Source organism: Kitasatospora sp. NPDC036934 (genome assembly GCF_055608425.1).
This window is the reverse complement of record NZ_JBVJQR010000004.1, coordinates 337151-361041: the sequence shown is the minus strand read 5'-3', so window position 1 is coordinate 361041 and position 23891 is coordinate 337151. Positions and strand designations below refer to the sequence as shown.

Here is a 23891-nt window from a genome sequence, read left to right as displayed (position 1 = left end):
GTAAGCCCTGCGGCGAGTCCTGCGGCGAGTCCTGCCGCACGCTTCTCCGCAAGCCCCGCCGTGACCCCGACCGGTGGGCGTCCTAGCCGATCAGCCACTGCTCCTCGGCGACGGCGCCCACCTCGGTGCAGGCGTCGGTGAGCACGTCCAGGACGCGCAGCGGGTCCGGCAGCGGCAGTTCGGGCCCGCGCAGCCACCGCACCTCGGAGCCGTCCGGCAGCGCGGCCGGCGGGAGCAGGGTGTACGAGCCGCGGCAGTGCCAGCGCAGACCGGGGTGCTCGGACATGGTGTCCGGGGTGGAGTCCAGCGCGCTGTCCCACCACTCGTCCTCGTCCTGGGGGGTGCCCCGGGTGGCGGTGAAGAACAGGTAGCGGTCCTCGCCGACGGCGGCGACCGGGCCCTCGACGCCCAGCGCGGTGAGCCGCTCCAGGGCGAGCCGGCCGGCCTCGGCCGGAACGTCCAGCACGTCGTGCACCCGGCCGGTGGCGGTGACGAAGTTGGCCAGGGGGTCGCGGGAGAGCCAGCGGGAGAGCTGCTCGGGGTCGGTGGTGGCCTGGGTCTGCCAGGCGAAGGAGACCGGGTGCTGGGCCGGGGCCGGGCAGGCCACCCGGTCGCAGGAGCACCGGTAGCCGGCCGGGTGGGCGGCGGGTGCGAGGGGGAATCCGGCGCGTACCGCGCCGAGCAGTTGATCGAGTCTGGCGGCCGGGTCCGCGCCTCCCGGGCGGTCCCGCTGTCGGTCACGCTTCTGCCACCAGGTCGTCCACCTGCCGCCGGCTTCCATCGGGCCCCTTCCGCGCAACTGCCGTGCCTGGTGCGACACAGCGTTCGACGTACCACTCCGACGCAACGCACGGCGCCCCCCGCTGCTTCCCCGGGGTGGTGCTCGGCCCTGCTGTCCGCGCCCCGCCGACCGCGGCCCGGGGTCACCGGACGGCCGACGCCGGGTCTCGGTACGCCTGTCGCGGCAGCACGCTGTCCGCGCCGGTGACGGCCGGAGGGCGCGCTGACACGCGCCCCGCCCGGCCCGTACGGGCCCGCTGACCCGGGGCGGACCCCGAGGGCGTAACAGGAAGGATAAGGGTGCGCGGGGCCTCCGGATGACCGGGGGCGGTGCCTCTCCGGTCACACTCCGGGCACTCCGTGCTCACCGGGCCTCCGCCCCGGGGTGCTCCCGCCGTGGCCACCGCGTGGAGGTGAGACCCTGGAGGGGTGAAGAGCGCGGACACCGAATTCGTCGGCGGGCCCCTGGACGGGCGGATCCTCCCGATCCCGCTGGGGCCGATGCTCGGCGTGCCCAAGAAGTACAAGGTCCCGGTCCCCGCGCACGGCGACGCCGCCGCGCGCACACTGGTGTACGTCCGGAGCAAGCAGACGCGGGGGCTCAGCTGGTTCTGGCGCTACGAGTACGACGAGGCGGCCTCCACCGGACCCTCGGACTGACCGGCCGCCCGCTCCCCTTCCCCTCCCCGGGAGGTCGGCATGGCCAGGACGGCACGGCACCCCGTACGGCGCTCCAGGAGCCGCGCGCAGGCGGCCGCCCACCACAACCGGCAGGTCGCCGGGGTGACGGGGGTGCTGCTGCTGGTGGTCTGCCTCTACAGCGTGACGATCGGCCCGGACGGCTGGCTCTGGTTCGGCTGGGCGGTGCTGCTGCTCGCCTGCGTGGCCCTGTTCGTGGTCCGCCCCTGAGCAGCCGGCCGACCCGCGCAATGATCGGTCCCTCAGGAGTGCTCCACCCCTGAGGAGCGATCGACCCCTGGGCCATGGTCGGCCCTTGAGCAGACATCGACCCTTGGGCAGCGGTCGACCCTTGAGCAGCGGCACCGCCCGTGTCGCCGGCTGCCGCCGGGACCGGCCCCCCGCACCGGTCAGTCATCCTCGGCGAGGATGAGGTAGAGCTTCTTGCGGGCCTCGGTCAGCACCGCCAGGCCCTTGACGCGCTGCGCCTCGGTGCCCGTCCGCATGACCTGCTGGACCGCCTGCTCGACCGCGGCGAGCGCCTGGCCGACCTCCTGGACGGCCTCCCAGTCGACCTCCCGGCCGGCTTCGGCCCACGGCTCGGCGGGACCGGCCTCGGCCTCTGCGCGGCCCTTCTCGGTGAGCGAGACCAGCCGCTTGCCACCGACCTCCTCCGCCGTGATCATGCCCTCCTCCTCCAGCAGTTGGAGGTTCGGGTAGATCGACCCCGGGCTGGGCCGCCAGGCCCCGTTGGTCCGCTCGGTGATCTCGGCGATCATCTCGTAGCCGTGCATCGGCCGCTCCTTGAGCAGCGCCAGCAGCGAGGCCCGGACGTCGCCGCGCCGGGCCCGGCCGCCGCGCCGCCCGTGCGGGCCACCGCGCCGGCCGCCGTGGCCGCCGAAGCCGTGCCCGAACGGGCCGCCCACCGACCGGCCGGGGCCACCGTCGCCGAACGGCGGGCCGAAGCCGCCGAAGACCTCCCGCCCCTCGAAGCCGTCCCCGGGCATCCCCCGGAACTCCGGGCCCGGCCCACGGCGTCGCCCGCCGCCGCGCGGGCCCTCCCCGCGAAATCGCATTCCTGAGCGCATGGCGCCCACCTCCTGAAGGTTTTGATCTGACACATCCGAGACAGTCGAGTAACTATCTCGATAGTTCGACGATATATCGGTGACTGTCGCTCGTCAACGGATACCGACACGGCTCCGCTGTCCCGTGCCACTGGACCTTGACCGATTGCCACTGAACGTCGACCGACGTGCGTTTCTGCCGCTGAATCTTGACCGCCCTGCTCAACAGGCATCCACCGGGCGTGCGGCGACAGGCACAGGGCTTCACGAACCGCGCGGCCGTCGGTCAGGATGATCACCATGAACGATGGCCTCATCCAGTTCGTGCGAGCGAAACTCGACGCGGACGAGCACAACGTCGTGATGATCACGTCGCTTGCTCCCCCCGACACGGACGTGCACCTCGACAGCACGATCCCAATGATCGACATGGTTCGCGCGGTCACAGATCTCTACGCACCGGTCGCACACCTCGACATGCCAGCTTTGGCCGCCACCAGCAAAGACTTCGACGCCGGCTGGGCCGCCGGTCTTGGAGCGGCGGTCAGACTCCTTGCCCAGATCTACCACGATGCCCCCGACTACCGTGAGGAGTGGCGTCCTCAGGCACTGCCCTAGGAAGCCCCGCCCGTCCCAAGTCCTGGCCGCACGAACCGGGGAACTGGCGAAGCCGTCAACGTTTCGCCGGCACGAACTGGGGCAGCGGTCAAACTTCAGTGGCAATCGGTCAAGGTCCAGTGGCACAGGACATCCGCCAGCGGCCCACGGAGTCCGGCAGACTCCCGACGGCTTGTTGATCGCACGTCCACCGGGCGCCGACAGCATTCGGGCCCATGAACAGACGATCACGCGTCGGCACCTGGCTGGGCCTGTTGGCCCTGGCCGTCCGCGCCACGCTCGCAGCTCCCTCGACCCCCGCGCGGGCCGTCACCACGGTCACCGACCAGGCATTCACGATCACCTTCGGCAACAGCAAGTGCCTTGAGGCGGACGGGAGTTCCACGGCGAACGACGCGCAGGGCCAGGGCTACGACTGCAACGGCTCCGGCGCCCAGAGGTGGATCTCACGCGAATACCCCGACGGGCGTCCCGGCGCGGCGCGTTCTACAACGCCGTCTCCGGCAAGTGCCTGGACCTGGACCTGGAGGACAACAACCACACCGACGGCGCCAGGATCCGGCTGTGGCGGCAGCCACGGCGGCCGGCAACTCGGCCGCGTCACGGCGTTCGCCCTCGACGACAGCGGCAACTCCACCAACTGCATGGCGTCCCTGCTGTCGCAGACCGGCATCGACGGCACATTCTCGGGCGCGACGTGGACGACTGCCAGGACGATTCCACGACCTGAGGCGCGCTGGCGCGCACTTCGCCGACTGGATCACCCGGCACCCGAATCAGGTGCGCATGGCCACCGACCGGGACGCCATCTTCGGCTGATCGGGAAGCGCGACCGGACGATCCGGTGAGCCGAGCGACAGGACATCCGCCGGACGGCACCGGCCCGGACGAACCGATACGGTGACGGGTATGGCCGGTGAACGAGACCTTGCGACCCTGCTCCGCGGGATGCGCCCGCAGCTCAACCCGGGGCGGTACGTCTACTGCACCCTCCCTGCGAAGGTGCCCGCCGGGATGCGGCCGGTGGTGACCGTGGCCGAACCCGAAGGGGTCACGGTGGTGGTCGCCCAGGACGAGGCGGACGCGCTCGGACTGCGCTACGAGTTCGTGGCAGCCTGGATCACCCTGCAGATCCACTCCGCGCTGGAGGCCGTCGGACTGACCGCGGCCGTCGCCGGGCGGCTCGCCGAGCGGGGCATCAGTTGCAACGTGGTGGCCGGCTTCCACCACGACCACCTGTTCGTCGCCGCCGACGACGCCGACCGCGCCGTCCGGGCCCTGGAGGAGCTCTCCGCCGGCTCCGTCTGACGCTCCCGCCCGGGTCCCGCCTGACGGCCCCGCCCGACGCCGCCTGCCTCCGCCCTGCGCCGCCCGGCCGGTCCCGCCGGACGGGCCCACCGGGTGGCCGCCGCCCGCCGGTCCTTCGACACTGGAAGGAGCCGCCCCGCCAGGGCCGGCCCCCACCGGAAGGAGACGGCCGCCATGGCCATCTGCGTCACCTGCGGCAACGACTACTGGCTCGCCTTCGAGATCAAGACGGTCACCGGCGACACCTACACCTTCGACAGCTTCGAGTGCGCGATGGAGAAACTCGCCCCACGCTGCGAACAGTGCCACGTGCGCATCGTCGGCCACGGCGTCGAGGTGGCCGGCATGTTCTTCTGCTGCGCCAACTGCGCCCGCGTCAACGGCGGCCTCGGCGAACAGATCCGCGACGCCGTCGGCTCCCGCCCGGCCTGAGTCGGGACGGGACGCACGGAGGCCCTCCGGCCGGCGCCACGCGCGCGGGCCGGAGGGCCTCCGACGTTCAGGGGGCGGAAGAGTCGGCCTGTCCGCCGGGAACAGTCTCCGCACCAGCAGCCACCTGCGGAAACGTTCTTCCCGGCGGCCCGATCGCCACCTGATCGCCACACCCTCGGCGACCGCCACTCAGCTGCCGAAGGACACTCTGCGTCACATGACTCGCAGCATGGAGATCGTGGTCTTCGATTCGTTGCAGTTCGATCGGCGCCCGTCAGGCCGCAATCGTCACTTCGCTCACGGCCACGGTCTCCGGCGTTCGGCCGGATGAGCTGCCGGGACCACCAGGTTCCGATCGCGGCGGCACTTCTGTACGCGCAATCGTCGCGACCGTGGTGTGGCGGGGCCCTCGGGGTCCGAGGGCCCCGCCACACCCGCACCACCTCAGCGGGCGATCAGCTTTCGGACCGCGTCGCTCACCTCGGGCAATTCGCCCGGGAGTGCCCACTGATGGGCGTCGTGCTCGGTGAGGACGACCGGTTCGGTCTTCTCCACCCTGACGGCGAAGTTGAACTGGCGGGTCGTACCGCCGCGGCTGTTCTGGTAGTCGAAGTGACCGATGTAGTCGGTGACCTGATCGATGGTCAGGCCGGTCTCCTCGGCGGTCTCCCGGTAGAGGGCGTCCAGGATCGTCTCCCCGGTCTCGACCGTGCCGGAGGGGATCTCCCACATCCCGCCCATGTAGTCGTCGGGGTTGCGCCGTACGAGCAGGGTGCGGCCGTCGTGGTTGATCACGGCGGCGGCGACGAAGCCGGTGATTCCGGCGGCTTCGGCGTCTGCCGCCAGGCCGGCCACGAACTCGGGGGAGGTGACGGTCATTGCAGCTCCTCGTGATGGTCGCTGATCTTGATGGCCGCGCGGACGTACTGCTCGGCCAGTTCGAGATCCTGCTCACGATGCCAGACGGGGAGCTTGATCGTGTGGGCGTGGGCGTGCTCGGCGACGGGGAAGTCCCCGGCCTGGTACCGGCGGTGGGAGTGCGGGTGGCCCGGGAACAGCGGGGTGGGCTGCCGGTACAGCGGCAGCTGGTTCATCGGGCAGGTGGAGCCGGGCCGGTCGAACTCGGTGGCGCCCTCGGCGATCAGCGCCTGGTGGAACCGCTCGATCGGCAGGCCGCCGAGCTCGTCGGGCCGGTAGGTGAGCGTCAACCCGTACCAGGACGGGATCACCCCGTCGGGCATCTCGGTGACCTCCAGACTGGGTATCCGGGCGAGCTCGCCGGTGAGGAAGCGGGCGATCTCCGCGCGGCCGGCGAGGTAGCCGTCGAGGCGGGCGAGCTGGTCGTGGGCGATTCGGTGACCCCGGTCTTGATGACCACGGCCAGGGGCCTCCGGCGACCTCGGTTGGGCCCGACGCGCAGTGGACGACGTGCGGAGTCTGGCGGAGCGCCTGGATGGTGCCGAGGCGGCTGACACCTGGTTCGGCCACCCCGAGCAGAAGCGCTCACGGATTCTCCGTCGGTGATGGTGCACGCCCTGCTGGCAGTGGACACCACCGTATGCCTGCGCGTCGACGGCGACCCGAGGTGCTGCCGAAATGGCGTCCGGGGGGTGGGAGCGGCTGCCAGCTGCCTACCGAGAGGGTCTCATCCGATCCCGCGCCGAGACGCTGCATCGCCAGCTCACCGGTCGGCCATACATGCTACTCGGGGAGGCGCCGGCCAGCTGAGTCGCGCGAGCACAGCGAGCGCTGTCGTGACCGGCGCATGGACCTCGGAGGGTTGTTTCGACAGTTCTCACCGCCACGCGATCGCCACGGCACACCCGGAAAGAGGCCGCAATCGGCACGAAGGTCAGCAAGTGACTACACGTCTTCGAGACATGAAAAGGCCCCCTGACCTGCTGTTTCGCAGGCCCGGGGGCCTTCCCCCAAGTCGGCGGCGGAAGAGTCGGCCTGTACGCCGGGTTCTGTCACCCGGGTTGCTTGCGCGGCCCGGGGAGACGGCCATCCATCTAGGGCTGCCGTTGCCGACAGCCTCGTGCGGTCTACCCGCGAGCTCGGGCGAGCAGCCCTCGAACACTCGCGCACGGCGCCCGAAGGCACCGATCTTGACCTTGCTCCAGGTGGGGTTTACCTAGCCGGCCGGGTCACCCCGGTCGCTGGTGGTCTCTTACACCACCGTTTCACCCTTACCCACGCGCCGAAGCGGTGGGCGGTCTGTTTTCTGTGGCACTGTCCCGCGGGTCACCCCGGGTGGGCGTTACCCACCACCCTGCTCTGTGGAGCCCGGACGTTCCTCGGCGGGTCTGGGACCCGTCGCGACCGCCCGGCCGGCTCTTCCGCCGTAGTGGTCATGGTAGCCGCTCGGGCGGGGCCTCCCGCACCCCGGTCCGGACCACCGGCGCCTCCGCACCGAGGCGGGCCGCCACCCGGGCGGCCGTACCCGTCGCCCAGGCGCCCGTGGTGAGCACCCCGAGGACGACGACCGCCCCGCCGAGACCGACCAGGATCCACCAGCCGGCGTGGCTGGCCGGGGCGAAGCCGGTCGCCATCGGGCCCACCACCGCCGAGGTGACGACCGTACCGATCACCGCTACCCCCAGCGACTGGCCGACCTGGCGGCTGGTCGAGGCCACGGCCGCGGCCACACCCGCTTGGGCCCGCGGCATCCCGGAGACGGCCGCGTTGGTGATCGGCGCGTTCACCAGGCCGAAGCCGAAACCGAACAGCGCGTAGGCGACCAGCAGTAGCGCCGCCGGGGAGTCCGCGGTCAGCCGGGTCAGCAGCAGTCCGCTGGCGGCCAGTCCCAGCCCGGCCACCACCAGCGGCAGCCGCGGGCCCCGGCTGCCGACGATCCGTCCGGACAGCGGCGCGCAGACCAGCATCAGCCCGGCCATCGGCAGCGTCCACATGCCCGCCTCGACCGGGGTGTAGTGCCTCACGTCCTGCAGGTAGAGGGTGTTGAGGAAGAGGAAGCCGCCGAGCGCGGCGAACGCGCAGACCGCGGTGACGGTCGCCCCGGTGAACGGCGCGCTGGCGAAGAACCGCGGGTCCACCAGCGGCTCGGCGACCCGCCGCTCCCACAGCGGGAAGGCGATCAGCGCGGCCACCGCGGCCGAGGCCAGGGCCAGGATCAGCGGGGACGTCCAGCCGCTGCCCGGGCCCTCGATGATCGCCGCGGTGCCGCAGCCCAGCAGGACGACCATCAGCGACTGCCCCACCGGGTCCAGCCGGCGCGGCCTGGGCGCGCGCGACTCGGGGACGTAGCGGACCGTCAGCAGTATCGCCAGCAGCGCCACCGGGACGTTGATCAGGAAGATCGACGGCCAGCCGGCGCCGTCCACCAGGAAGCCGCCGAGCAGCGGGCCGAGCGCCATCGAGATGCCGACCACACCGCCCCAGACGCCGATCGCCCGGGCCCGCTCCTTGGGATCGGTGAAGGTGTTGGTGATGATCGACATCGCCACCGGGTTCAGCATCGAACCGCCCACCGCCTGCAGCGCCCGGAACGCCACCAGCCACTCCAGGCTCGGCGCCAGACTGCACAGCAGTGAGCCCAGCGCGAAGCAGGTCAGGCCGATCTGGAACACCCGGCGGCGGCCGAAGCGGTCGGCCACCGAGCCGAACAGCATCAGCAGCGAGGCCAGCACCAGGGTGTAGGCGTCGATGATCCACTGCAGGCCGGAGGCCGGGGCGTCCAGGTCCTTCTGGATCACCGGGAGCGCGATGTTCACCACGGTGTTGTCCAGGCCGACGATGAACAGGCTCAGGCAGCAGATCGCGAGGACGAGCAGCCGGCGGCGGCGCCCGGCGTCTGGGACGGGCCCGGCGGGTCCGGGGGCGAGGGTGGGGAGCTGGGGATCGGGCACGGACCGATCCTCCCACCCCCGGGCCGGGGTCGGAGGACTCAGAGCGCCTCGAAGCGGACCGTCCGGGTGGCCGGGTCCGCCCTGGTGAGCCGGACGTCGATCTCCCGGCCCAGCGGCAGCCCGGCGGGAGCCCCGGCCGGCGAGCCGTTCACGGCCGCGTCGCAGCGGGCCCGGACGGCGGGCTCGCGCAGCTGGACGGTCCCCGAGCCGGGGCGCTTGCCGTCCACCCCGATGACCACCGCCGAGAAGTCCTCGCCCTCCCGGCCGACCAGCAGCTCCGCCTCCACCAGGTCCACGCAGGCCCGTTCGACCTCGGCCGCCCGCCGGTCCCCGCTCGCCATCAGCGCCGGCACGGCCGGCAGCGCCTCCCGCGCCCAGCCCGGTACGTCCTCCCCCGCCGCCACCGCCGCGCACACCTCCTGGGTGAAGCGGTCGCCGAGCCGGCGCAGCGGCGCGGTGCAGTGCGCGTACGGGGCGGCCAGCGCGGCGTGCCCCGGCTCGACGGGGGCCGGCAGGCCACGGGACTCGTCGAAGGCGTGGTAGCCCGCGCCGCGCAGCAGACCCGTGCAGGCGTTCAGGAAGGCGGCGTTCAACGGCACCTCCGGATCCAGCGACCGGATCAGCTCCGGGTACGGGACGGCCTGCGGCCAGTCCACGTCCAGCGCGCCGGCGATCCGGCGCAGCCGCTCGTACGCGGCGGCGGGCGCCGCCGGCAGGGTGCGCAGCAGGCCGACGCCCGCGTCCAGCATCAGCTCGGCCGCGGCCATGCCGGTGAGCAGCGAGATCTGGGCGTTCCAGCCGTCGGCCGGGCCGGCCGCGCGGTAGCCGAGCACGTAGCCGTGCAGGGTCTCGGTGACCTCCTGCTCGGGCACCGGCAGGCTGATCCCGCCCCGGGCCCGCTCCTGCTCCTCGCGCAGCCGGCCGACGGTGGCGAGCAGCGCGAGCTGCTCGTCGGCGCCGCCGAGGTCCACGGCCCGCTGGACGGCCGCGTAGTCCAGGCGGCGGTGCGAACGCACCAGGGCCCGGCGGACATCCGCCAGCACCACGGCGCCGTCGGCGTCCAGGTCCAGTTGCCAGAGCAGGGCCGGGCGGGGTTCGCCGGGCAGCAGGCTGGCGGCGTCCTCGGAGATCCGGGCCGGGTGCAGCGGGACGCGGTGGTCCGGGAAGTAGAGGGTCTCCACCCGGCGGCGGGCCTCGGTGTCGATGGCGCCGCCCGGGCGGACGAAGGCGGCGACGTCGGCGATCGCGTAGTGCACCCGGTAGCCGCCGCCCGGACGGTGGGTCAGGTGCATGGCCTGGTCGAGGTCGCGGGAGCCGGGCGGGTCGACGGTGAACAGCGGCAGGTCGGTGGCGTCGTACTCCGGCAGCCGGGGGCTCCCGGCCGCCTCCTCCGCCTCGGCGAGCACCGCCTCGGGCCACTCGGTGTGGATCTCCAGGCGGGTGCGGAGCTCGGTCAGCTCGGTGTTGATCCGGGCGGAGTCGACGGCCCTGACGTGCAGTTTTCGGCGAGGCATGCAGGTCAGCGTAGGGCGAATCGGGTGATTCCGGACGGAGGCCTGGACGCTCGGCGCGGTTCCGGCGGCTGAACGTCCGGTACTACTCGCCCCTGTGCGTGGCGCTGGGGGGCGGAGCGGCCGCAGTAGGGTGGCGGGGTTCGTCCGCCACAAACTGTTGAGGAGTCCGCTGTGCTGGTGCTGTTGCCGCCCTCGGAGGGCAAGGCCGCGTCCGGGGACGGCGAGCCGGTCGCGCTCGACCGGCTGTCGCTGCCGGGGCTGGCGGCGGCGCGCGGTGCGGTGCTGGACGCGCTGGTCGGCCTCTGCCGGGGCGACCAGGACACCGCCGCCGAGGTGCTCGGGCTGACCCCCGGGCTGCGCGGCGAGATCGCCAAGAACGCCGCCCTGCCGACCGCCGGGGCCCGTCCGGCGGCCGAGGTGTACACCGGGGTGCTGTTCGACAACCTGGGCCTGGCCACCCTGGACGCCGCCGCGTACGCCCGCGCCGAGCGCTCGCTGCTGGTGTTCTCCGGCCTGTGGGGCGCGGTGCGGATCTCCGACCGGATCCCGTCCTACCGCTGCTCGATGGGCGTGAAACTCCCGGAGCTGGGGGCGCTCGGCGCGTACTGGCGGGGCGCCACGGCCGCAGTGCTCCCGGAGGTGGCGGACGGGCTGGTGCTGGACCTGCGCAGTTCCGCGTACGCGGCGGCCTGGAAGCCGGCCGGCGAGGTGGCCTCCCGTACGGCGACCGTCCGGGTGCTGCAGGAGCGGAACGGCAAGCGCACGGTGGTCAGCCACTTCAACAAGGCGACCAAGGGGCGGCTGGTGCGGGACCTGCTGGTCGCCGGGGCGGAGCCGAAGACGCCGGGCGAGCTGATGGACGCGCTGATGGAGCTGGGCCACCGGGTCGAGCTGGCGGCGGAGGGCACCGCGCGCAAGCCGTGGCAGCTGGACGTGGTGGTCACCGAGGTGCACTGACCCCCGGTCCAGCGGGGTCAGTGCAGGTGGGAGCCGTCGTTGAGCAGCCGCAGCGAGGCGTTTCCGTCCGCGTAGTACTGGACGGCGCAGATCGAGGCGGCGGAGAGCTCCATCCGGTACATCGAGTCCGGCGGGGCGCCGAGCGCGAGGCGGACCAGCGTCTTGATCGGGCTGACGTGCGAGACCACCAGCACCGTCTTCCCCGCGTACCGGGCGAGGATCTTGTCCCGGGCGACGCCGGCCCGGTGGGTGAGGGTGGTGAAGCTCTCGCCGCTGCCGGTCGGCTTGGCCTTGGCGGAGCCCAGCCAGGCCGACAGGTCGTCCGGGTAGCGCTCCTGCACCTCGGCGAAGGTCAGGCCCTCCCAGTCGCCGAAGTCGACCTCGCGCAGCCCGTCCTCGTACCGGACCTCCAGGCCGAGCCGGGCGGCGACGATCTCGGCGGTCTGCCGGGTGCGGCGCATCGGGGAGGCGACGACCGCCTGGATGCTGCCGCGCGCGGCCAGCGCCTCGGCGGCCCGCTCGGCCTGCCAGCGGCCCTTGTCGGACAGCTCCGGGTCGGTGCCGCCGCTGCCGGAGAAGCGCTTCTCCGGGGTGAGCGGGGTCTCGCCGTGGCGCAGCAGGACGAAGGTGGTCGGGGTGCCGAGGTCGGCGGGCGCGGCCCAGCCGGCCTTGGGGGCGGGCGGGCTCGGCAGCGGCTCGATGACCTCCTGGACGGACTTCCGGGGCTCCCACCGGCGCCCGTCGCGGCCGGCGTCCATCGCCTCGTTGGCCAGCCGGTCGGCGTCCTTGTTCCGCTCGCGCGGGATCCAGGTGTACGTGACCCGGCCGCGCGGGAAGACGGTGCGCGCCTCGGCGGCGAGCGGCTGCATGTCGGGGTGCTTGATCTTCCAGCGCCCGGACATCTGCTCGACGACCAGCTTGGAGTCCATCCGGACGTCCACCGAGGCGTCCGGGTCGAGCTCGCGGGCCGCCTTCAGCCCGGCGATCAGGCCCCGGTACTCGGCCACGTTGTTGGTGGCGTGGCCGATGAACTCGGCGGTCTCGGCGACGAGCTGCCCGGTGTCGCCGTCCCGGACCACCGCGCCGTAGCCGGCCGGCCCCGGGTTGCCCCGGGACCCGCCGTCCGCTTCGACGACGAAGCGCGCCGCCATCGGCTCAGACGCCCGAGTCGGCGGTGCGGACCAGGATCCGCGAGCAGTTCTCGCAGCGGACCACCTTGTCGGCCGGCTCGGCCTTGATGGCGTTCAGCTCGGTGATCGAGAACTCGGTGCGGCAGCCCTCGCAGCGGCGCTGGTAGAGGCGGGCCGCGCCGACGCCGCCCTGGGTCTCGCGCAGCTTGGCGTACACCTTGAGCAGGTCGGCCGGGATGACGGCGGCGACGGCCTCGCGGTCGCGCTTGACCTTGTCGGCCTCGCCGTCGATCTCGGCGAAGGCGGCGTCGCGGCGGGCCTCGGCCTCCTTGAGCACGACGGTGGAGTGCTCCAGGCGGGCGGACAGCTCCTCGACCCGGCTCTGGGCGCTCTCCTGGCGCTCCATGATCTCCAGCACGACCTCTTCCAGGTCGCCCTGGCGCTTGGCCAGCGAGCCGATCTCGTGCTGGAGGTTCTCCAGGTCCTTCGGCGAGGTGATCGCACCGGAGTCCAGGCGCTGCTGGTTGCGGGCGGCCCGGGCGCGGACCTGCTCGACGTCCTGCTCGGCCTTGGTCAGCTCGCGGGCGGTGTCGCCCTTCTGGGCCTCGGCGGCGACGACGAGGTCCTTGAGCGCGGTGTGGTCGGCGGTGGCCTTGTCGATCTCGGCGTGCTCGGGCAGGCCCCGGCGCCGGTGGGCCAGCTGGTCGAGCTTCGAGTCGATGGCCTGGAGGTCGAGCAGGCGGATCTGGTCGGCGGGCGCGGCGTTCAAGGGGAAAGCTCCTGTGAATCGGGTCAGGCGGTGAAGGACATGGGGGCGTGCGCGGTCCACGGGTCGGTGACCCGGTGGGAGACCTTGGTCTCCACGGCCCAGCCGTGCTGGCCGGCGACGGCCCGCAGGGCGCGCTCGGCCAGGCCGAGCCAGGGCCATTCGGTGGCCCAGTGGGCGGCGTCGACCAGTGCGACCGGCGCGGCCTCGGTGGCCTCGGTGGCCTCGGAGGCCGGGTGGTGGCGCAGGTCGGCGGTCACGTAGGCGTCCACGCCGGCCGCCCGTACGTCGGCGAGGAAGCCGTCGCCCGAGCCGCCGCACACCGCCACCCGGCTCACCAGGCGGTCCGGGTCGCCGGAGACGCGCACGCCGGCGGCGGTCGCGGGCAGGCCCGCGGCGACCTGCGCGGCGAAGGCCGACAGCGGCAGCGGGGGCTCCAGCAGACCGATCCGGCCGGTGCCGCGACGGCCCAGCGGGTCGGTCGGGTCCGGCACCAGCGGGCCGGTGACCTTGAGGCCGACCGCCTCGGCCAGCGCGTCCGAGACACCGGGGTCGGCGTGGTCGGCGTTGGTGTGGGCGACGTGCAGCGCGATGCCGTTGCTGATCAGCGTGTGCACCACCCGGCCCTTGAAGGTGGTGGCGGCGACGCTGGTGGTGCCGCGCAGGTACAGCGGGTGGTGGGTGACCACGAGGTCGGCGCCCCACTCCACGGCTTCGTCGACGACCGCCTGGACGGGGTCGACGGCGAAGAGCACGCGGCTGACCTCGGCCTGAGGGTCCCCGCAGACCAGGCCGACGGCGTCCCAGGACTCCGCCCACTGCGGGGGGTAGACCTCTTCGAGCGCGGTGATGACGTCGGACAGTTTCGGCACCTGTCGAGACTACCGTGCGCGCGGGGGCGGTCGGGCCTCGGTCGATCGGGGGACGGGGGCGGGGGCGGGCTGCGGACGGGGGCGGGGGCGGGCTGCGGACGGCGGCGGGTGGGGTCCCGGACGGGGCCGGGTGAGGTCGCGGACGGGAGTGCTGCCGCCGTACAGATGCACGTCAACCTGCGGATGGGGCGTCCGAACCCCCCGACGGGGCGCCCCGTTCGGGCTCGCGCGCACCGTACGCGCCCGTGCGCCGGGCGCCCGCTACTCACAGCAGTGTTCTCGTACGAATTCGAAACCGCCTCCCGATCACCCTTACGAGTGAAGTGACCGGCTCTGCGTTGAGGCTTCGGTTTTCTCGAAACTAACTTCAGTCCTGCGAACGGGAGTTGCCCCGGCCACCCCGACCACCGGTCGGCGGCCCGGTTGAGGGCTCCCGTCCCGGAGCGGCACTCCCGCTCCTTCCGAGAAACCGATCAGGCCCGGCCGTCGCGCCGCGGATGCCGAGCAGGGGCACCCGCGGCCGCCGGCGGCCGAGACGAAGGGATGTGGCGGCGGATGAGGGCGAGCGCATCCCTTCGTACGGCCGGGGGCCGGGGATCGGCGGACCATGGACCGGACGCGGCCGGTACGTGGCCCGGGACGACGCGGGCGGCGCTGGCCGGTGCCGGAGGCCGGGGAGGCGGCGGTGACTGGGAGGTCACCGTCGGGGGCTTCTGGTGCACGGCCAGGCCGTCCGCGTCCGCGCCCTTACCGGACCAGGGGTGGAAGCTGCACGTCAGCGCGGCCTCGGTGGCGGGCGGGGAGGTGCTCGCGGCCGTGACCCGGGTGCTCGCCGCGGACCCGTGCGACTTCAAGTTCGCCGCCACGGAGGAACGGCTGCGCAAGCTCAACTCCCGCAACAGCGAACGGGGTTCGGCGGGCAAGTTCATCACCGTCTACCCGGCGGACGACGCGCAGTTCCAGCGGCTGGCGGCCGAGCTGGACCGGGCCACCGCCGGACTGCCAGGGCCGGTGGTGCTCTCCGACCGCCCGTACCGGCCCGGCAGCCGGGTGCACTACCGCTACGGCGCGTTCGCGGCGCGGGCGGAGCTGGGCAACGACGGGGAGTACCGCTCGGTGCTGCGCGGGCCGGGCGGGGAGCGGGCCGAGGACGTGCGCGGGGGGTCTTACCGGGCGCCGGGGTGGGTACGGGATCCGTTCGCGGCCCCTGTTCCTTCGGGTGGACCTTCGGGTGCTCCTTCGGGTGGCCCTTCGAGCGGCAGGAGCCGAGGGGGTCGTGGGGTCCTGCTGGCCGGGCGCTACGCGGTGACCGCCGCCGTACGGCACGGCGCCAAGGGGGGCGTGTTCCTCGGGCGGGAGGCGGCGAGCGGCGCGGAGGTCGTGGTCAAGCAGGCCCGGGCGCACATCGAGGTCGACCGCGCCGGAACGGACGCCCGCGACGCGCTGCGGCACGAGGCCGACATGCTCGCCCGGCTGGACGGACAGGGACTCGCACCACGCGCCGTCGAACTGATCGAGCAGGACGACTCCGTCTTCCTGGTGCAGGAACGAATCGCCGGACAGCCGCTGGGCACCTGGGTCGCCGGCCGGCTGCGGCGCGACGGCACCCCGGACGTCGACTGGGCCGAGGCCGGCCCGGTGGTGCACGGGCTGCTCGACCTGGTCGAGCGGGTGCACGGCCAGGGGCTGGTCCTGCGCGACCTCTCCCCCGGCAATGTGATGGTCCGCCCGGACGGCAGCCTGCGACTGGTCGACCTCGAACTCGCCGCCGAGACCGGCCGCCCCGCCGGAACGGCCGGCACCCCCGGCTACCGCGCCCCCGAACAGGGCCGGCTCGCCCTCGCGGGCTCCTGCGTCGCCGATCCGACCGTCGACCTGTACGCCCTCGGCGGGCTGCTCTTCCTGCTCGCCACCGGACACGACCCCCTGCTGCCGGAAGACCTGCCGAACGCCCGCCCGGTCGCCGAACGCCTCGGCCGCTGGCTCACCCTCGCGGCCCGCTCCGGCGCGACCGCGCGGCGGCTGGCGCCGGTGGTGCTGGGGCTGCGGGCGGAGGAGCCGGAGCTGCGGTGGGGGGTGGCGCGGGTTCGGGAGACGCTGGTCGGCGCGGGCGGTGCCGTCGACCGTTCCGTGCACCGGCCGGACGGCGCCGCGTCCGCCGTCGTCGCTCCGCTGTGGCATGTCGCCGCCCGGCCCGGCGCGGTCCCCGTTCCGGCCCGGTCCGGCGCGGGCGCGGGCGCGGCTCGCCCTGGCGTGGGCCTGGCTCGCCCCGACGCGCCGCAGGAGGCCGGCGCCGACGAACCGTCCCTCGACCGCCTGCTGTGCGACGGCCTGCGGCACCTCGCCCTCAGCGCTACGCCCGAGCGGTCCGACCGGCTGTGGCCCGTGGTGCCCGCCGGGGAGCGGACGGACCCGTGCAATGTGCAGCACGGCGCCGCAGGTGTGCTCGCCGTGCTGGCGCGGGCGGCCTCGGCCGAGGCTCTGCCGGCCGAGGTGCGGGCGGAGGCGGCGCGCACGGCCCGTACCGCCGCCGGGTGGATCGAGCGGCGGGTGGCCGCCGAGCCGACGGTGCTGCCCGGGCTGCACTTCGGGCGGTCGGGGACGGCCTGGGCACTGCTGGATGCCGCCCGCGTCCTGGGCGACGCCGACGCGGCCGAGCGGGCCGCCACGCTCGCCCGTCGGATCCCCGTCGAGTGGCCCAACCCCGATGTGTGCCACGGCGCGGCCGGCGCCGGGTTCACCCAACTCCGCTTTGCCTCCGACGATCTCACCGACAGCACCGACGGCCTCGGCCACGGCCCCGGCGACGACTTCGGGCAAGGCTTCGCCGGGCGGGCCGACCGCTGCGCCCGCTCCCTGCTCGCCGCCGCGCGGCGGGAGCCGTACGGGGCGGTCTGGCCGGTGCCGACCGACTTCGACTCGGCGCTCGCCGGAGCCACCCACCTCGGCTTCGCCCACGGCGTGGCGGGCGTGGGCGCCTTCCTCCTCGCCGCCGCCGCAGCGACCGGCGACCGGGCCCTGCGGGACGCCTGCACCACGGCCGCGATCGAGGCCGGCCGGACGCTCGGCGCGACCGTACGGTGGGGTCCGGCCGACGGGGCCACCGGCCCGGCCATCGACCGGGCCGCCGACCGGAGCGCCGCCCGGACCGCCGACCGGAGCACCGCCTGGTGGCCGCAGAGCGCGGGCGATCCGGAGCACATCCGGCTCTCCCACTGGTGCAGCGGCTCCTCCGGCGCGGGCAGCTTCCTGCTGCGGCTGTGGCGGGCCACCGGCGACCCCGACGCGCTCGCCCTCGCCCGGGCCGCCGGGCGGGCCGTGCTGACCGGCCGCTGGCACAGCGGAGTGAGCGCCTGCCACGGCCTGGCCGGTGACGGCGAGTACCTACTGGATCTCGCCGAGGCCACCGATGATCCGGCATTCCTCACGGGGGCCAGGGAGTTGGGCCGACTGATCGCCGCCCGCGCCGCCCTGCGCGGCGGCCTGCTGACCCTCCCCGACGAGACGGGCACGGGCTGCGCCGCCGCCTACGGCACCGGCACCGCAGGGCCGTTGGCCTTCCTGCTCCGGCTCCGTCACGGCGGCCCCCGGCTCTGGCTGGACCCGCTCTCCCCCGCTGGCCATCAACTCCCGTGCGAGACGACCGGGGTGAGCGAGGAATGAACGTGGCCACCCGCACCACCACCCTGGCCCTGCGCCGACTGAGCTTCTCCTTCTCCGCCGACGGAAGCCACGCGGCCTGCCTGGCCGCCGCCGCCGACAGCGGCTGGTACGTGGAGAGTTGGCGGCTCCCCGCCGACGGCGCACCGGCCTCCCCGGCCGCGCTGCCGCTGTCCGGCAACCGCTCCGAGCACCTGCGCTCACAGCTGGTCGCACTGCCCGACGGCTCGGTGCTGGTCTGCCGGCACGACGGCGAACGACATGACCTGGTCCGCCTCTCGTACGGCGAGAACGGCACCGTGGAAAAGGAGTTGGCCTCGCTCCGGATGCCCGGACTGCGGCTGCTGCCGCTCCCGGTACCGCCCGGCGCCGACCCGCACACCCCGGTGGCGATCGCCCTCGGCACCGACACCCGGCCGGCGACCACCGCATGGCTGGTCCGGGCGGACGGCAGCGAGCCCGTCAAGGTCGCCGAGATCCCCGGCCTGCACGGCGGCGGCGCCTGGCTGGACCACGCGGGCGCACTGCTCGCGCTGGACCGGGTGGCCGGCGGGCTCGTCCGCACCGTCGTCCTGGACCTACGCAGCGGCACCACCAGCCCACTGCTGGAGATCGGCGAGCACAGCAACGACCGGCTGGTGCTGTTCGACCCCGACAGCCGCTTCGCGATGGTGCGCAGCGACGCACCCGGCACCGACCGGCTCGGCTGGGGCGTGCTGGGCGGCGGGGAGCCACTGCGCTTCCCGGAATGCCTGCACGCCACGGGCACGGTCCTGCGCCCGGTCGCGCTGCGGCAGGCGGCGGACGGCCCCCGGGTCGCGGTGCAGATCGACCACGGCGCCGGGTCCGCGCTCGCCCTGTGGCGGCCCGCCGTCGGCCGACTGGACCCGCTGCCCGTCCCGCCCGGACGGCTCGGCGCGGTCGGCCACTGGGACGGGGCGGGGCTGCGCCTCCCGTACTCCTCGCCCGACCACCCGGCGGCACTGGCCACCCTGGACGTGGACGCCCTGCTGGCGCACGGCCCCGCCCCGACCGGGTCCGCCCCGATCCCGCTGCCGCTCCAGCTCGCGCCCCTGGGATCGGGGCTGCCCGGCCCGTGGCGGGACACCGTCCCGCCCTGGCAGCCCGGCGCGCAGCGCGTCGTCCGCACCGAGCCCGCCGGCTGGCGGCTGGACGGCAGCACCCCGCCCGGCGACGGCGGCCATTGGCATCCCGCCCAGAGCCTCGAACTCGCGGGCCCGGCAGGCCCGTTGGAGGCCGTGGTGTACGGCGGGGACGCCTGGCTGAGCAGCCCGCACCTGGTGCTCGCCCTGCACGGCGGCCCGGCCGACGCCTGGCGGCTGGAGTTCGACCCGGCCCTGCAACGGATGGCCGCCGAGGGCCTGGCCGTGGTCGCCCCCAACCAGCGCGGCTCCACCGGCTACGGAGTGCCGCACGCCCTGGCCATCCGGGGCGCCTGGGGCGGGCCCGACCTGGACGACGTGCTGTACCTGCTGGAGGGCATCGCCGGCCAACGGGCCGCTCTCGGCCTGGAACCGCCCGCCCTGTTCGGGGTCAGCTACGGCGCGTTCCTGGCGCTGCTGGCGGCCGCGCACGCGCCGGCCGAGCAGGTCGCCCGCTGCGCGGTGGTCGCACCGTTCCTGTCCGGCGGCCGGCTGCTGGCCGAAGCCGCGCCCCCCGTAAGGGCGTTGACCACCCGGCTGGGCGGTGGCGACCAGATCCTGGACGCCCGCGGCCCGCGCGACGTGCTCCAGCTGGCCCACCGGCTGAGCGCACCACTGCTGGTGGTGCACGGCAACCGGGACGAGGTCGTTCCCGTGAGCCAATCCCGTTCGCTGCGGCACGAGTTGCTGCGGATCGGGCGGGTCGAGGGCACGGACTTCCGGTACGTGGAGGCGGCCGGCTCCGGGCACGAGGTGCTGGCCGAGGAGGGCGCCGCCGTGCTGCACGAACTGCTGGCCGCCTTCCTGCGGACCGGCCGACCGGGCTGACCCGCCCGACGCCCCAGCACTTCAGACTCCCGGGCCCGTCGCGGCCCGGGGCACCACCCCCGGCGCGGCGGATGGAGGCCGCCCGGGGCGCAACACCCGACGCCCGCAGGCAGATCGCGGCGGGCGCACCTCAAGGGGAGGACCCACAACATGGAGAACATGGTGGACTTCGAGACCGACCTCGCGGCCCTGCAGGACCTGCCGGAGACCGAGTCCGTCGAGCTGACCGGCCACGGCAGCGGGTGCCAGTACACCTGCCTCATCCTGACCTGCCTGATCTTCACCAACAGCTGAGCCACCGGCCGAGCCGTCGGCCGACCAGGTTCGACCAAGGGTGCCGTCCCCGCCTGTCCGGACAGGCGGGGACGGCACCCTTCTCTTCTCCCACCCCTTTCAACCCATGGACGGGAGCCAGGACTTGCCCCGCCGCCCCACCGGATGGACCCTCGCGCTCGGCATCGCCCTGCCCGTCGAGGCCGCCACCACCCTCGCCCTGCCCGCCGTACTCGCCGGCGCCGTCGACACCGTCCTCGCCCACCGGGCCGGGACCTCCCCCGGCCTGCCGGCCCTCGTCCTGCCCGCCGTCATGCTGCCCGCCGTCGTCCTCGGCGCGGCAGCCGCCGCCAACGCCGTCGCCGCGGCGGCCGCGCCCGCCTGCTCGGCCGAAGCCACCGCCGCCCTGCGCGGGCGCCTGGTCCGCCACCTGCTCGCCCTCGGACCGGGCGGCCGACTTCACGGCGGCCCGCCACCCGGTGACCTCGCCGCCCGACTGCTGGGCTCGGCGGGCGACGCTGGCGCTCGACTGCCCGCCGTGCTCGGCGCGGCCACCGCCCTGCTCACCTCGGTCGGCGCACTGCTCGGGCTCGCCGTGCTGTCGCCGTGGCTGGCCCTCGCCTTCTTCGCGGGCGTGGTGCCCGGCGTGCTGCTGATCCGGCTCTTCCTGCGCCAGGCCGGCCCGGTGTTCGCCCGCTACCAGGAGGTACAGGCCGAGATCGCCGCCCGGCTCAGCGGCGCCCTCACCGGACTGCGCAGCATCCACGCGGCACACGCCGAACAGCGCGAGGCCGCACGAGTGTTGGCGCCACTGCCGGAACTCGCCACGGCCGGACACGCGCTCTGGGCCGCACAGCGACGCACCGCCTGGCAGGCCACCCTGCTGATCGCCATGGTCGAGGTCGCGGTGCTCACCACCACCGGGGCCCTGCTCGCCGACGGCGCCCTCGCCCCAGGCGCACTCGCCGCGGCGGCGGGTTGGGCGGCGCTCGGCGCGGGGCTGTTCGAGCAGGTCGAGTCGCTGGTCGGGGTCGCGCACGCCCGCGCCGGGCAGGCCCGGGTGGACGAACTGCTCGCCCTCGCACCCGCCCCCACCGGCACGGCGGCCCTCCCGGCGGGCGGACCCGGGGAGGTCTCGCTGCGGGGCGTGGTGGTGCGGGACGGCGAACGGGTCCTGCTCGGTCCGCTCGACCTCACCGTCCCCGGTGGTCGGACGGTCGCCGTGGTCGGGCGTTCCGGCTCCGGCAAGTCCCTGCTGGCCGCACTGCCCGGGCGGCTGCGCGACCCCGACGAGGGCACCGTACTGATCGACGGTGTCCCGGTGAACGCCCTGTCAGCCACCGAACTGCGGCACGCCGTCGGCTACGCCTTCGCCCGGCCGGCCCTGGTCGGCCGCACGCTCCGCGACGCACTCGCCGGCGCCGGCCCCGCCGAGGCTGCCGCCGCCCGCGCCGACGGCTTCCTGGCCCGGCTCCCCCAAGGCTGGGACACCCCGCTCGACGACCTCCACCTCTCCGGCGGCGAACTCCAACGCCTCGGCCTCACCCGGCTACTGGCCCGGCCCACCCGGGTCGTCGTCCTGGACGACGCCACCTCCGGCCTGGACCTCGCCACCGAGTACCAGGTCACCGAGGCCCTCGACCGCGCCACCCGCGGCCGCACCCGCCTGGTGATCGCCCACCGCACCACCATCGCCGCCCGCGCCGACCTCGTCGCCTGGCTCGACGCCGGCCACCTCCGCGCCCTCGCGCCCCACACCACCCTCCTCGCCCACCCCGACTACCGCGCCACCCTCTCCGACACCGCCCTGCGGACACCATGACCGCCTGCACCAGAGGTCGGCCCCACCGACTTCTCCTCTGCCGTCCCTCCTCATGTCCCTCACGCAGAAAGTCAGCCGGATCGGTTTCCCATGCAACTGACCTCAAGCCACGCAAGCGCCGGCACAGAAAGTCGGCGGGGCCGACTTCCCATGCGATCCCGACCCCGACCGCCACACCCGCAGAGCCGGACGAATCACCGGGCGGGCCGGCGGCGTCGGCGGCGGGGCTCGGTGGTGGGGGCGGCGGGGTGGGGGTTGCTGTTCCGGCAGTTGCGGGTGACCCGCGGGGCGTTGCTGCGGCTGCTCGGGTGGTCCGGGGTGGAGGCGTTGCCGCCGCTGGTGTCCGGGTTGTTCGTCTCGGCCGCGGTCGATCAGGGGTTCCTGGCCGGGCGGCCCGGAGTCGGGGTGGCCTGGCTGGGTGGGTTCGGGGCGGCCATGGGGCTCCGGGCGTACGCTGCGCGGGCCGGATTCCCGCACCTCGCGGGGGTGGTGGAGCCGCTGCGGGACGCACTGGTCGAGCGGGTGGTCCACAGTGCGCTCGCGCGGCCCACGGCGGACCCTGCCGAGGTCGCGCGGCTCACCGAGCAGGTCGAGTCCGCACGGCAGTTGACCGCGACGCTGCTCCGCACCCTGCGCGGGGTCGGGGTCACCCTGGCTGCCGCGCTGATCGGCCTGACGCTGCTGGCACCGGCCGTCCTGCCACTGGTGCTGCTGCCGCTGCTGGCGGCCGGGCTGCTCTTCGTACGGCTGCTGCGTCCGATGGCGGCTCGGCGGCAGGCGGTCGTCCTGGCCGAGGAACGGCTGGCGGCCGAGGCCGGACGCGCCCTGCACGGGCTGCGCGACGTACAGGCGTCGGGCACCGGGGACGTGGTCGCCGACGCGCTGGCCGGGGCGGCGCGGGAGAGCGCCGATGCCTCCCGTGCGCTGGGCCGGGCATCGGCCCTGCGTGCGCTGGTGGTGGCGCTCGGCGGGCGGCTGCCGGTCCTGGCCGTCCTCGTGACGGCCCCCTGGCTGCTCGCGCACGGCGCGCTGACGGCCGGTGAGCTGCTCGGCGTCGCCACCTATCTGCTCCAGCAACTCGACCCGGCGGTACGGACGTTGGCCGGTACGGTCGGCGGCTGGCTGCTCAACCTCGCCGTGGTACTGGACCGCCTGGCGGCGGTCACGGTCAGCCCCGCCGAGGCCACAGGCACAGGCACAGGCACACCAGATCGAGGTACGGCCGTGGGCGGGCAACGCCCGGGGGAGGGCGGCGCGTGGCAGCCCGCAGCGACAGGGGTCGGTTGCCCGCCCGCCCAGCAGGGCCCGCGCCCCGGGGTGGGGGTTCCGGTCGGGGAGGTGCGGCTGGTCGGGGTCGGGTTCGCCCATCGGGGCGGGGCGGCGCCCGTGCTGGAGGGGCTCGATGCGGTGGTCGGGGCCGGGGAGCACGTGGCGGTGGTGGGGGCGAGTGGGGTGGGGAAGTCGACGTTGGCGGGGCTGGTGGCGGGGGTGGTGGTGCCGACGGCGGGGCTGGTGTCCGTGGGTGGCGGGGCGGGCGGGGTGGTACTGCTGCCGCAGGAGGCGTACGTGTTCCCGGGGTCGGTGTGGGACAACCTGGCCTGGCTCGCTCCGGACGTGTCGGAGCGGGAGTTGGCGGCGGCCGTCGAGCGCTTGGGGGCCGGCGCAGTGGTGGCGCGGCTGGGCGGGTTGGCGGGTGCGCTGCGCGATCCGGGGGAACTGTCGGCCGGTGAGCGCCAGTTGTTGGCGCTGGTGCGGGCGTATGTGGCGGGTGCGCCGGTCGTGGTGCTGGACGAGGCGACCTGCCACCTGGATGCCGCGGCGGAGGAGCGGGTGGAGCGGGCGTTCGCGGGTCGGCCGGGGACGCTGGTGGTGGTCGCGCACCGGATCGGTTCGGCGTTGCGGGCGGACCGGGTGCTGCTGTTGGACGGCGGACGTGGACTGTCGGCCCGGCACGGCGATCTGCAGGTGCTGTCGCCGTTCTACCGCGAACTGGTCGGCCACTGGTTGGCTTCGGCGCCACCGGGCAGGGCGGGACTCGCCTCATGAGGTCGATAGGATCTCGTCCGTCCCGGCCGTTATGGTGGCCGGGGCACGGGCCGCGATCACCGGCTGTGGGCGCGTACCGGGCGCCCGATCGGGGACCCGACCGTGTGC

21 protein-coding genes and 1 other RNA gene are annotated in these 23891 nt (G+C 74.5%); 12 read left to right on the top strand and 10 right to left on the bottom strand.

Annotation, left to right across the window (positions count from 1 at the left end):
* Positions 1-82: 82 nt before the first annotated feature.
* Positions 83-781, bottom strand: a complete 699-nt coding sequence (locus tag ACZ7BZ_RS09055) for a bifunctional DNA primase/polymerase (RefSeq protein ID WP_380454550.1) — start codon at positions 779-781, stop codon at positions 83-85.
* 428 nt (positions 782-1209) lie between these two features.
* Between ACZ7BZ_RS09055 and ACZ7BZ_RS09050 the strand changes: the two genes are divergently transcribed.
* Both ACZ7BZ_RS09050 and ACZ7BZ_RS09045 read left to right on the top strand, forming a co-directional pair.
* Complete coding sequence (locus ACZ7BZ_RS09050; protein WP_380454551.1) at positions 1210-1440, top strand: hypothetical protein; 231 nt, start codon at positions 1210-1212, stop codon at positions 1438-1440.
* A 39-nt stretch (positions 1441-1479) separates the two neighbouring features.
* Positions 1480-1689 (top strand): hypothetical protein, encoded by a 210-nt coding sequence (locus ACZ7BZ_RS09045; RefSeq protein WP_380454553.1) that lies wholly within the window; start codon positions 1480-1482, stop codon positions 1687-1689.
* Positions 1690-1868: 179 nt separating this feature from the next.
* Here the strand turns inward: ACZ7BZ_RS09045 and ACZ7BZ_RS09040 are convergent, their stop codons facing one another.
* Positions 1869-2546, bottom strand: a complete 678-nt coding sequence (locus tag ACZ7BZ_RS09040) for a PadR family transcriptional regulator (RefSeq protein ID WP_470357784.1) — start codon at positions 2544-2546, stop codon at positions 1869-1871.
* Positions 2547-2825: 279 nt separating this feature from the next.
* Between ACZ7BZ_RS09040 and ACZ7BZ_RS09035 the strand changes: the two genes are divergently transcribed.
* The 4 genes from ACZ7BZ_RS09035 to ACZ7BZ_RS09020 all read left to right on the top strand — a co-directional run bounded on the left by ACZ7BZ_RS09035 (position 2826) and on the right by ACZ7BZ_RS09020 (position 4883).
* Positions 2826-3143, top strand: a complete 318-nt coding sequence (locus ACZ7BZ_RS09035; protein ID WP_470357783.1) for a DUF6221 family protein — start codon at positions 2826-2828, stop codon at positions 3141-3143.
* Between the two features lie 215 nt (positions 3144-3358).
* The gene (locus tag ACZ7BZ_RS09030; protein ID WP_470357782.1) at positions 3359-3991 is read left to right on the top strand and encodes an RICIN domain-containing protein; all 633 of its coding nucleotides are present in this window, start codon (positions 3359-3361) and stop codon (positions 3989-3991) included.
* Between the two features lie 61 nt (positions 3992-4052).
* Positions 4053-4451, top strand: coding sequence for an ACT domain-containing protein (locus tag ACZ7BZ_RS09025; RefSeq protein WP_470357781.1), 399 nt, complete (start codon positions 4053-4055; stop codon positions 4449-4451).
* A 174-nt stretch (positions 4452-4625) separates the two neighbouring features.
* Positions 4626-4883 (top strand): Prokaryotic metallothionein, encoded by a 258-nt coding sequence (locus tag ACZ7BZ_RS09020; protein WP_380454557.1) that lies wholly within the window; start codon positions 4626-4628, stop codon positions 4881-4883.
* Positions 4884-5327: 444 nt separating this feature from the next.
* Here the strand turns inward: ACZ7BZ_RS09020 and ACZ7BZ_RS09015 are convergent, their stop codons facing one another.
* From ACZ7BZ_RS09015 to ACZ7BZ_RS08995, 5 genes are all read right to left on the bottom strand, one after another.
* Complete coding sequence (locus ACZ7BZ_RS09015; RefSeq protein WP_470357780.1) at positions 5328-5762, bottom strand: NUDIX hydrolase; 435 nt, start codon at positions 5760-5762, stop codon at positions 5328-5330.
* Positions 5759-6124 (bottom strand): hypothetical protein, encoded by a 366-nt coding sequence (locus ACZ7BZ_RS09010; protein ID WP_470357779.1) that lies wholly within the window; start codon positions 6122-6124, stop codon positions 5759-5761. Before ACZ7BZ_RS09010 ends, ACZ7BZ_RS09015 begins: the two co-directional genes overlap by 4 nt.
* Positions 6125-6823: 699 nt before the next feature.
* Positions 6824-7221, bottom strand: an RNA gene (gene rnpB, locus ACZ7BZ_RS09005) — RNase P RNA component class A.
* 13 nt (positions 7222-7234) lie between these two features.
* On the bottom strand, positions 7235-8752 hold the full coding sequence (locus ACZ7BZ_RS09000) for an MFS transporter (RefSeq protein ID WP_470357778.1): 1518 nt from the start codon (positions 8750-8752) through the stop codon (positions 7235-7237).
* A gap of 38 nt (positions 8753-8790) precedes the next feature.
* Positions 8791-10266, bottom strand: coding sequence for an RNB domain-containing ribonuclease (locus ACZ7BZ_RS08995; RefSeq protein ID WP_470357777.1), 1476 nt, complete (start codon positions 10264-10266; stop codon positions 8791-8793).
* A 171-nt stretch (positions 10267-10437) separates the two neighbouring features.
* On the opposite strand from ACZ7BZ_RS08995, the gene yaaA reads away from it, so the two are divergent.
* Positions 10438-11223, top strand: a complete 786-nt coding sequence (gene yaaA, locus ACZ7BZ_RS08990; protein WP_470357776.1) for a peroxide stress protein YaaA — start codon at positions 10438-10440, stop codon at positions 11221-11223.
* 17 nt (positions 11224-11240) lie between these two features.
* Here the strand turns inward: yaaA and ACZ7BZ_RS08985 are convergent, their stop codons facing one another.
* The 3 genes from ACZ7BZ_RS08985 to ACZ7BZ_RS08975 are packed head-to-tail and all read right to left on the bottom strand — an operon-like array spanning position 11241 to position 13991.
* Complete coding sequence (locus tag ACZ7BZ_RS08985) at positions 11241-12374, bottom strand: bifunctional RNase H/acid phosphatase (protein ID WP_470357775.1); 1134 nt, start codon at positions 12372-12374, stop codon at positions 11241-11243.
* Between the two features lie 4 nt (positions 12375-12378).
* The gene (locus tag ACZ7BZ_RS08980) at positions 12379-13122 is read right to left on the bottom strand and encodes a zinc ribbon domain-containing protein (RefSeq protein ID WP_380454567.1); all 744 of its coding nucleotides are present in this window, start codon (positions 13120-13122) and stop codon (positions 12379-12381) included.
* 23 nt (positions 13123-13145) lie between these two features.
* Positions 13146-13991, bottom strand: a complete 846-nt coding sequence (locus ACZ7BZ_RS08975) for a Nif3-like dinuclear metal center hexameric protein (protein ID WP_470357774.1) — start codon at positions 13989-13991, stop codon at positions 13146-13148.
* Between the two features lie 543 nt (positions 13992-14534).
* Here ACZ7BZ_RS08975 and lanL point away from each other — a divergent pair.
* The 5 genes from lanL to ACZ7BZ_RS08950 all read left to right on the top strand — a co-directional run bounded on the left by lanL (position 14535) and on the right by ACZ7BZ_RS08950 (position 23783).
* The gene (gene lanL, locus ACZ7BZ_RS08970; protein WP_470357773.1) at positions 14535-17654 is read left to right on the top strand and encodes a class IV lanthionine synthetase LanL; all 3120 of its coding nucleotides are present in this window, start codon (positions 14535-14537) and stop codon (positions 17652-17654) included.
* Between the two features lie 2 nt (positions 17655-17656).
* Positions 17657-19642, top strand: coding sequence for an alpha/beta hydrolase family protein (locus tag ACZ7BZ_RS08965; protein WP_470357772.1), 1986 nt, complete (start codon positions 17657-17659; stop codon positions 19640-19642).
* Positions 19643-19792: 150 nt separating this feature from the next.
* Positions 19793-19936 (top strand): VenA family class IV lanthipeptide, encoded by a 144-nt coding sequence (locus ACZ7BZ_RS08960; RefSeq protein WP_157882160.1) that lies wholly within the window; start codon positions 19793-19795, stop codon positions 19934-19936.
* 106 nt (positions 19937-20042) lie between these two features.
* Positions 20043-21737: an ATP-binding cassette domain-containing protein gene (locus ACZ7BZ_RS08955; RefSeq protein ID WP_470357771.1), complete on the top strand. Its 1695-nt coding sequence runs from the start codon at positions 20043-20045 to the stop codon at positions 21735-21737.
* 255 nt (positions 21738-21992) lie between these two features.
* Positions 21993-23783: an ATP-binding cassette domain-containing protein gene (locus tag ACZ7BZ_RS08950; protein ID WP_470357770.1), complete on the top strand. Its 1791-nt coding sequence runs from the start codon at positions 21993-21995 to the stop codon at positions 23781-23783.
* Positions 23784-23891 lie beyond the last annotated feature (108 nt).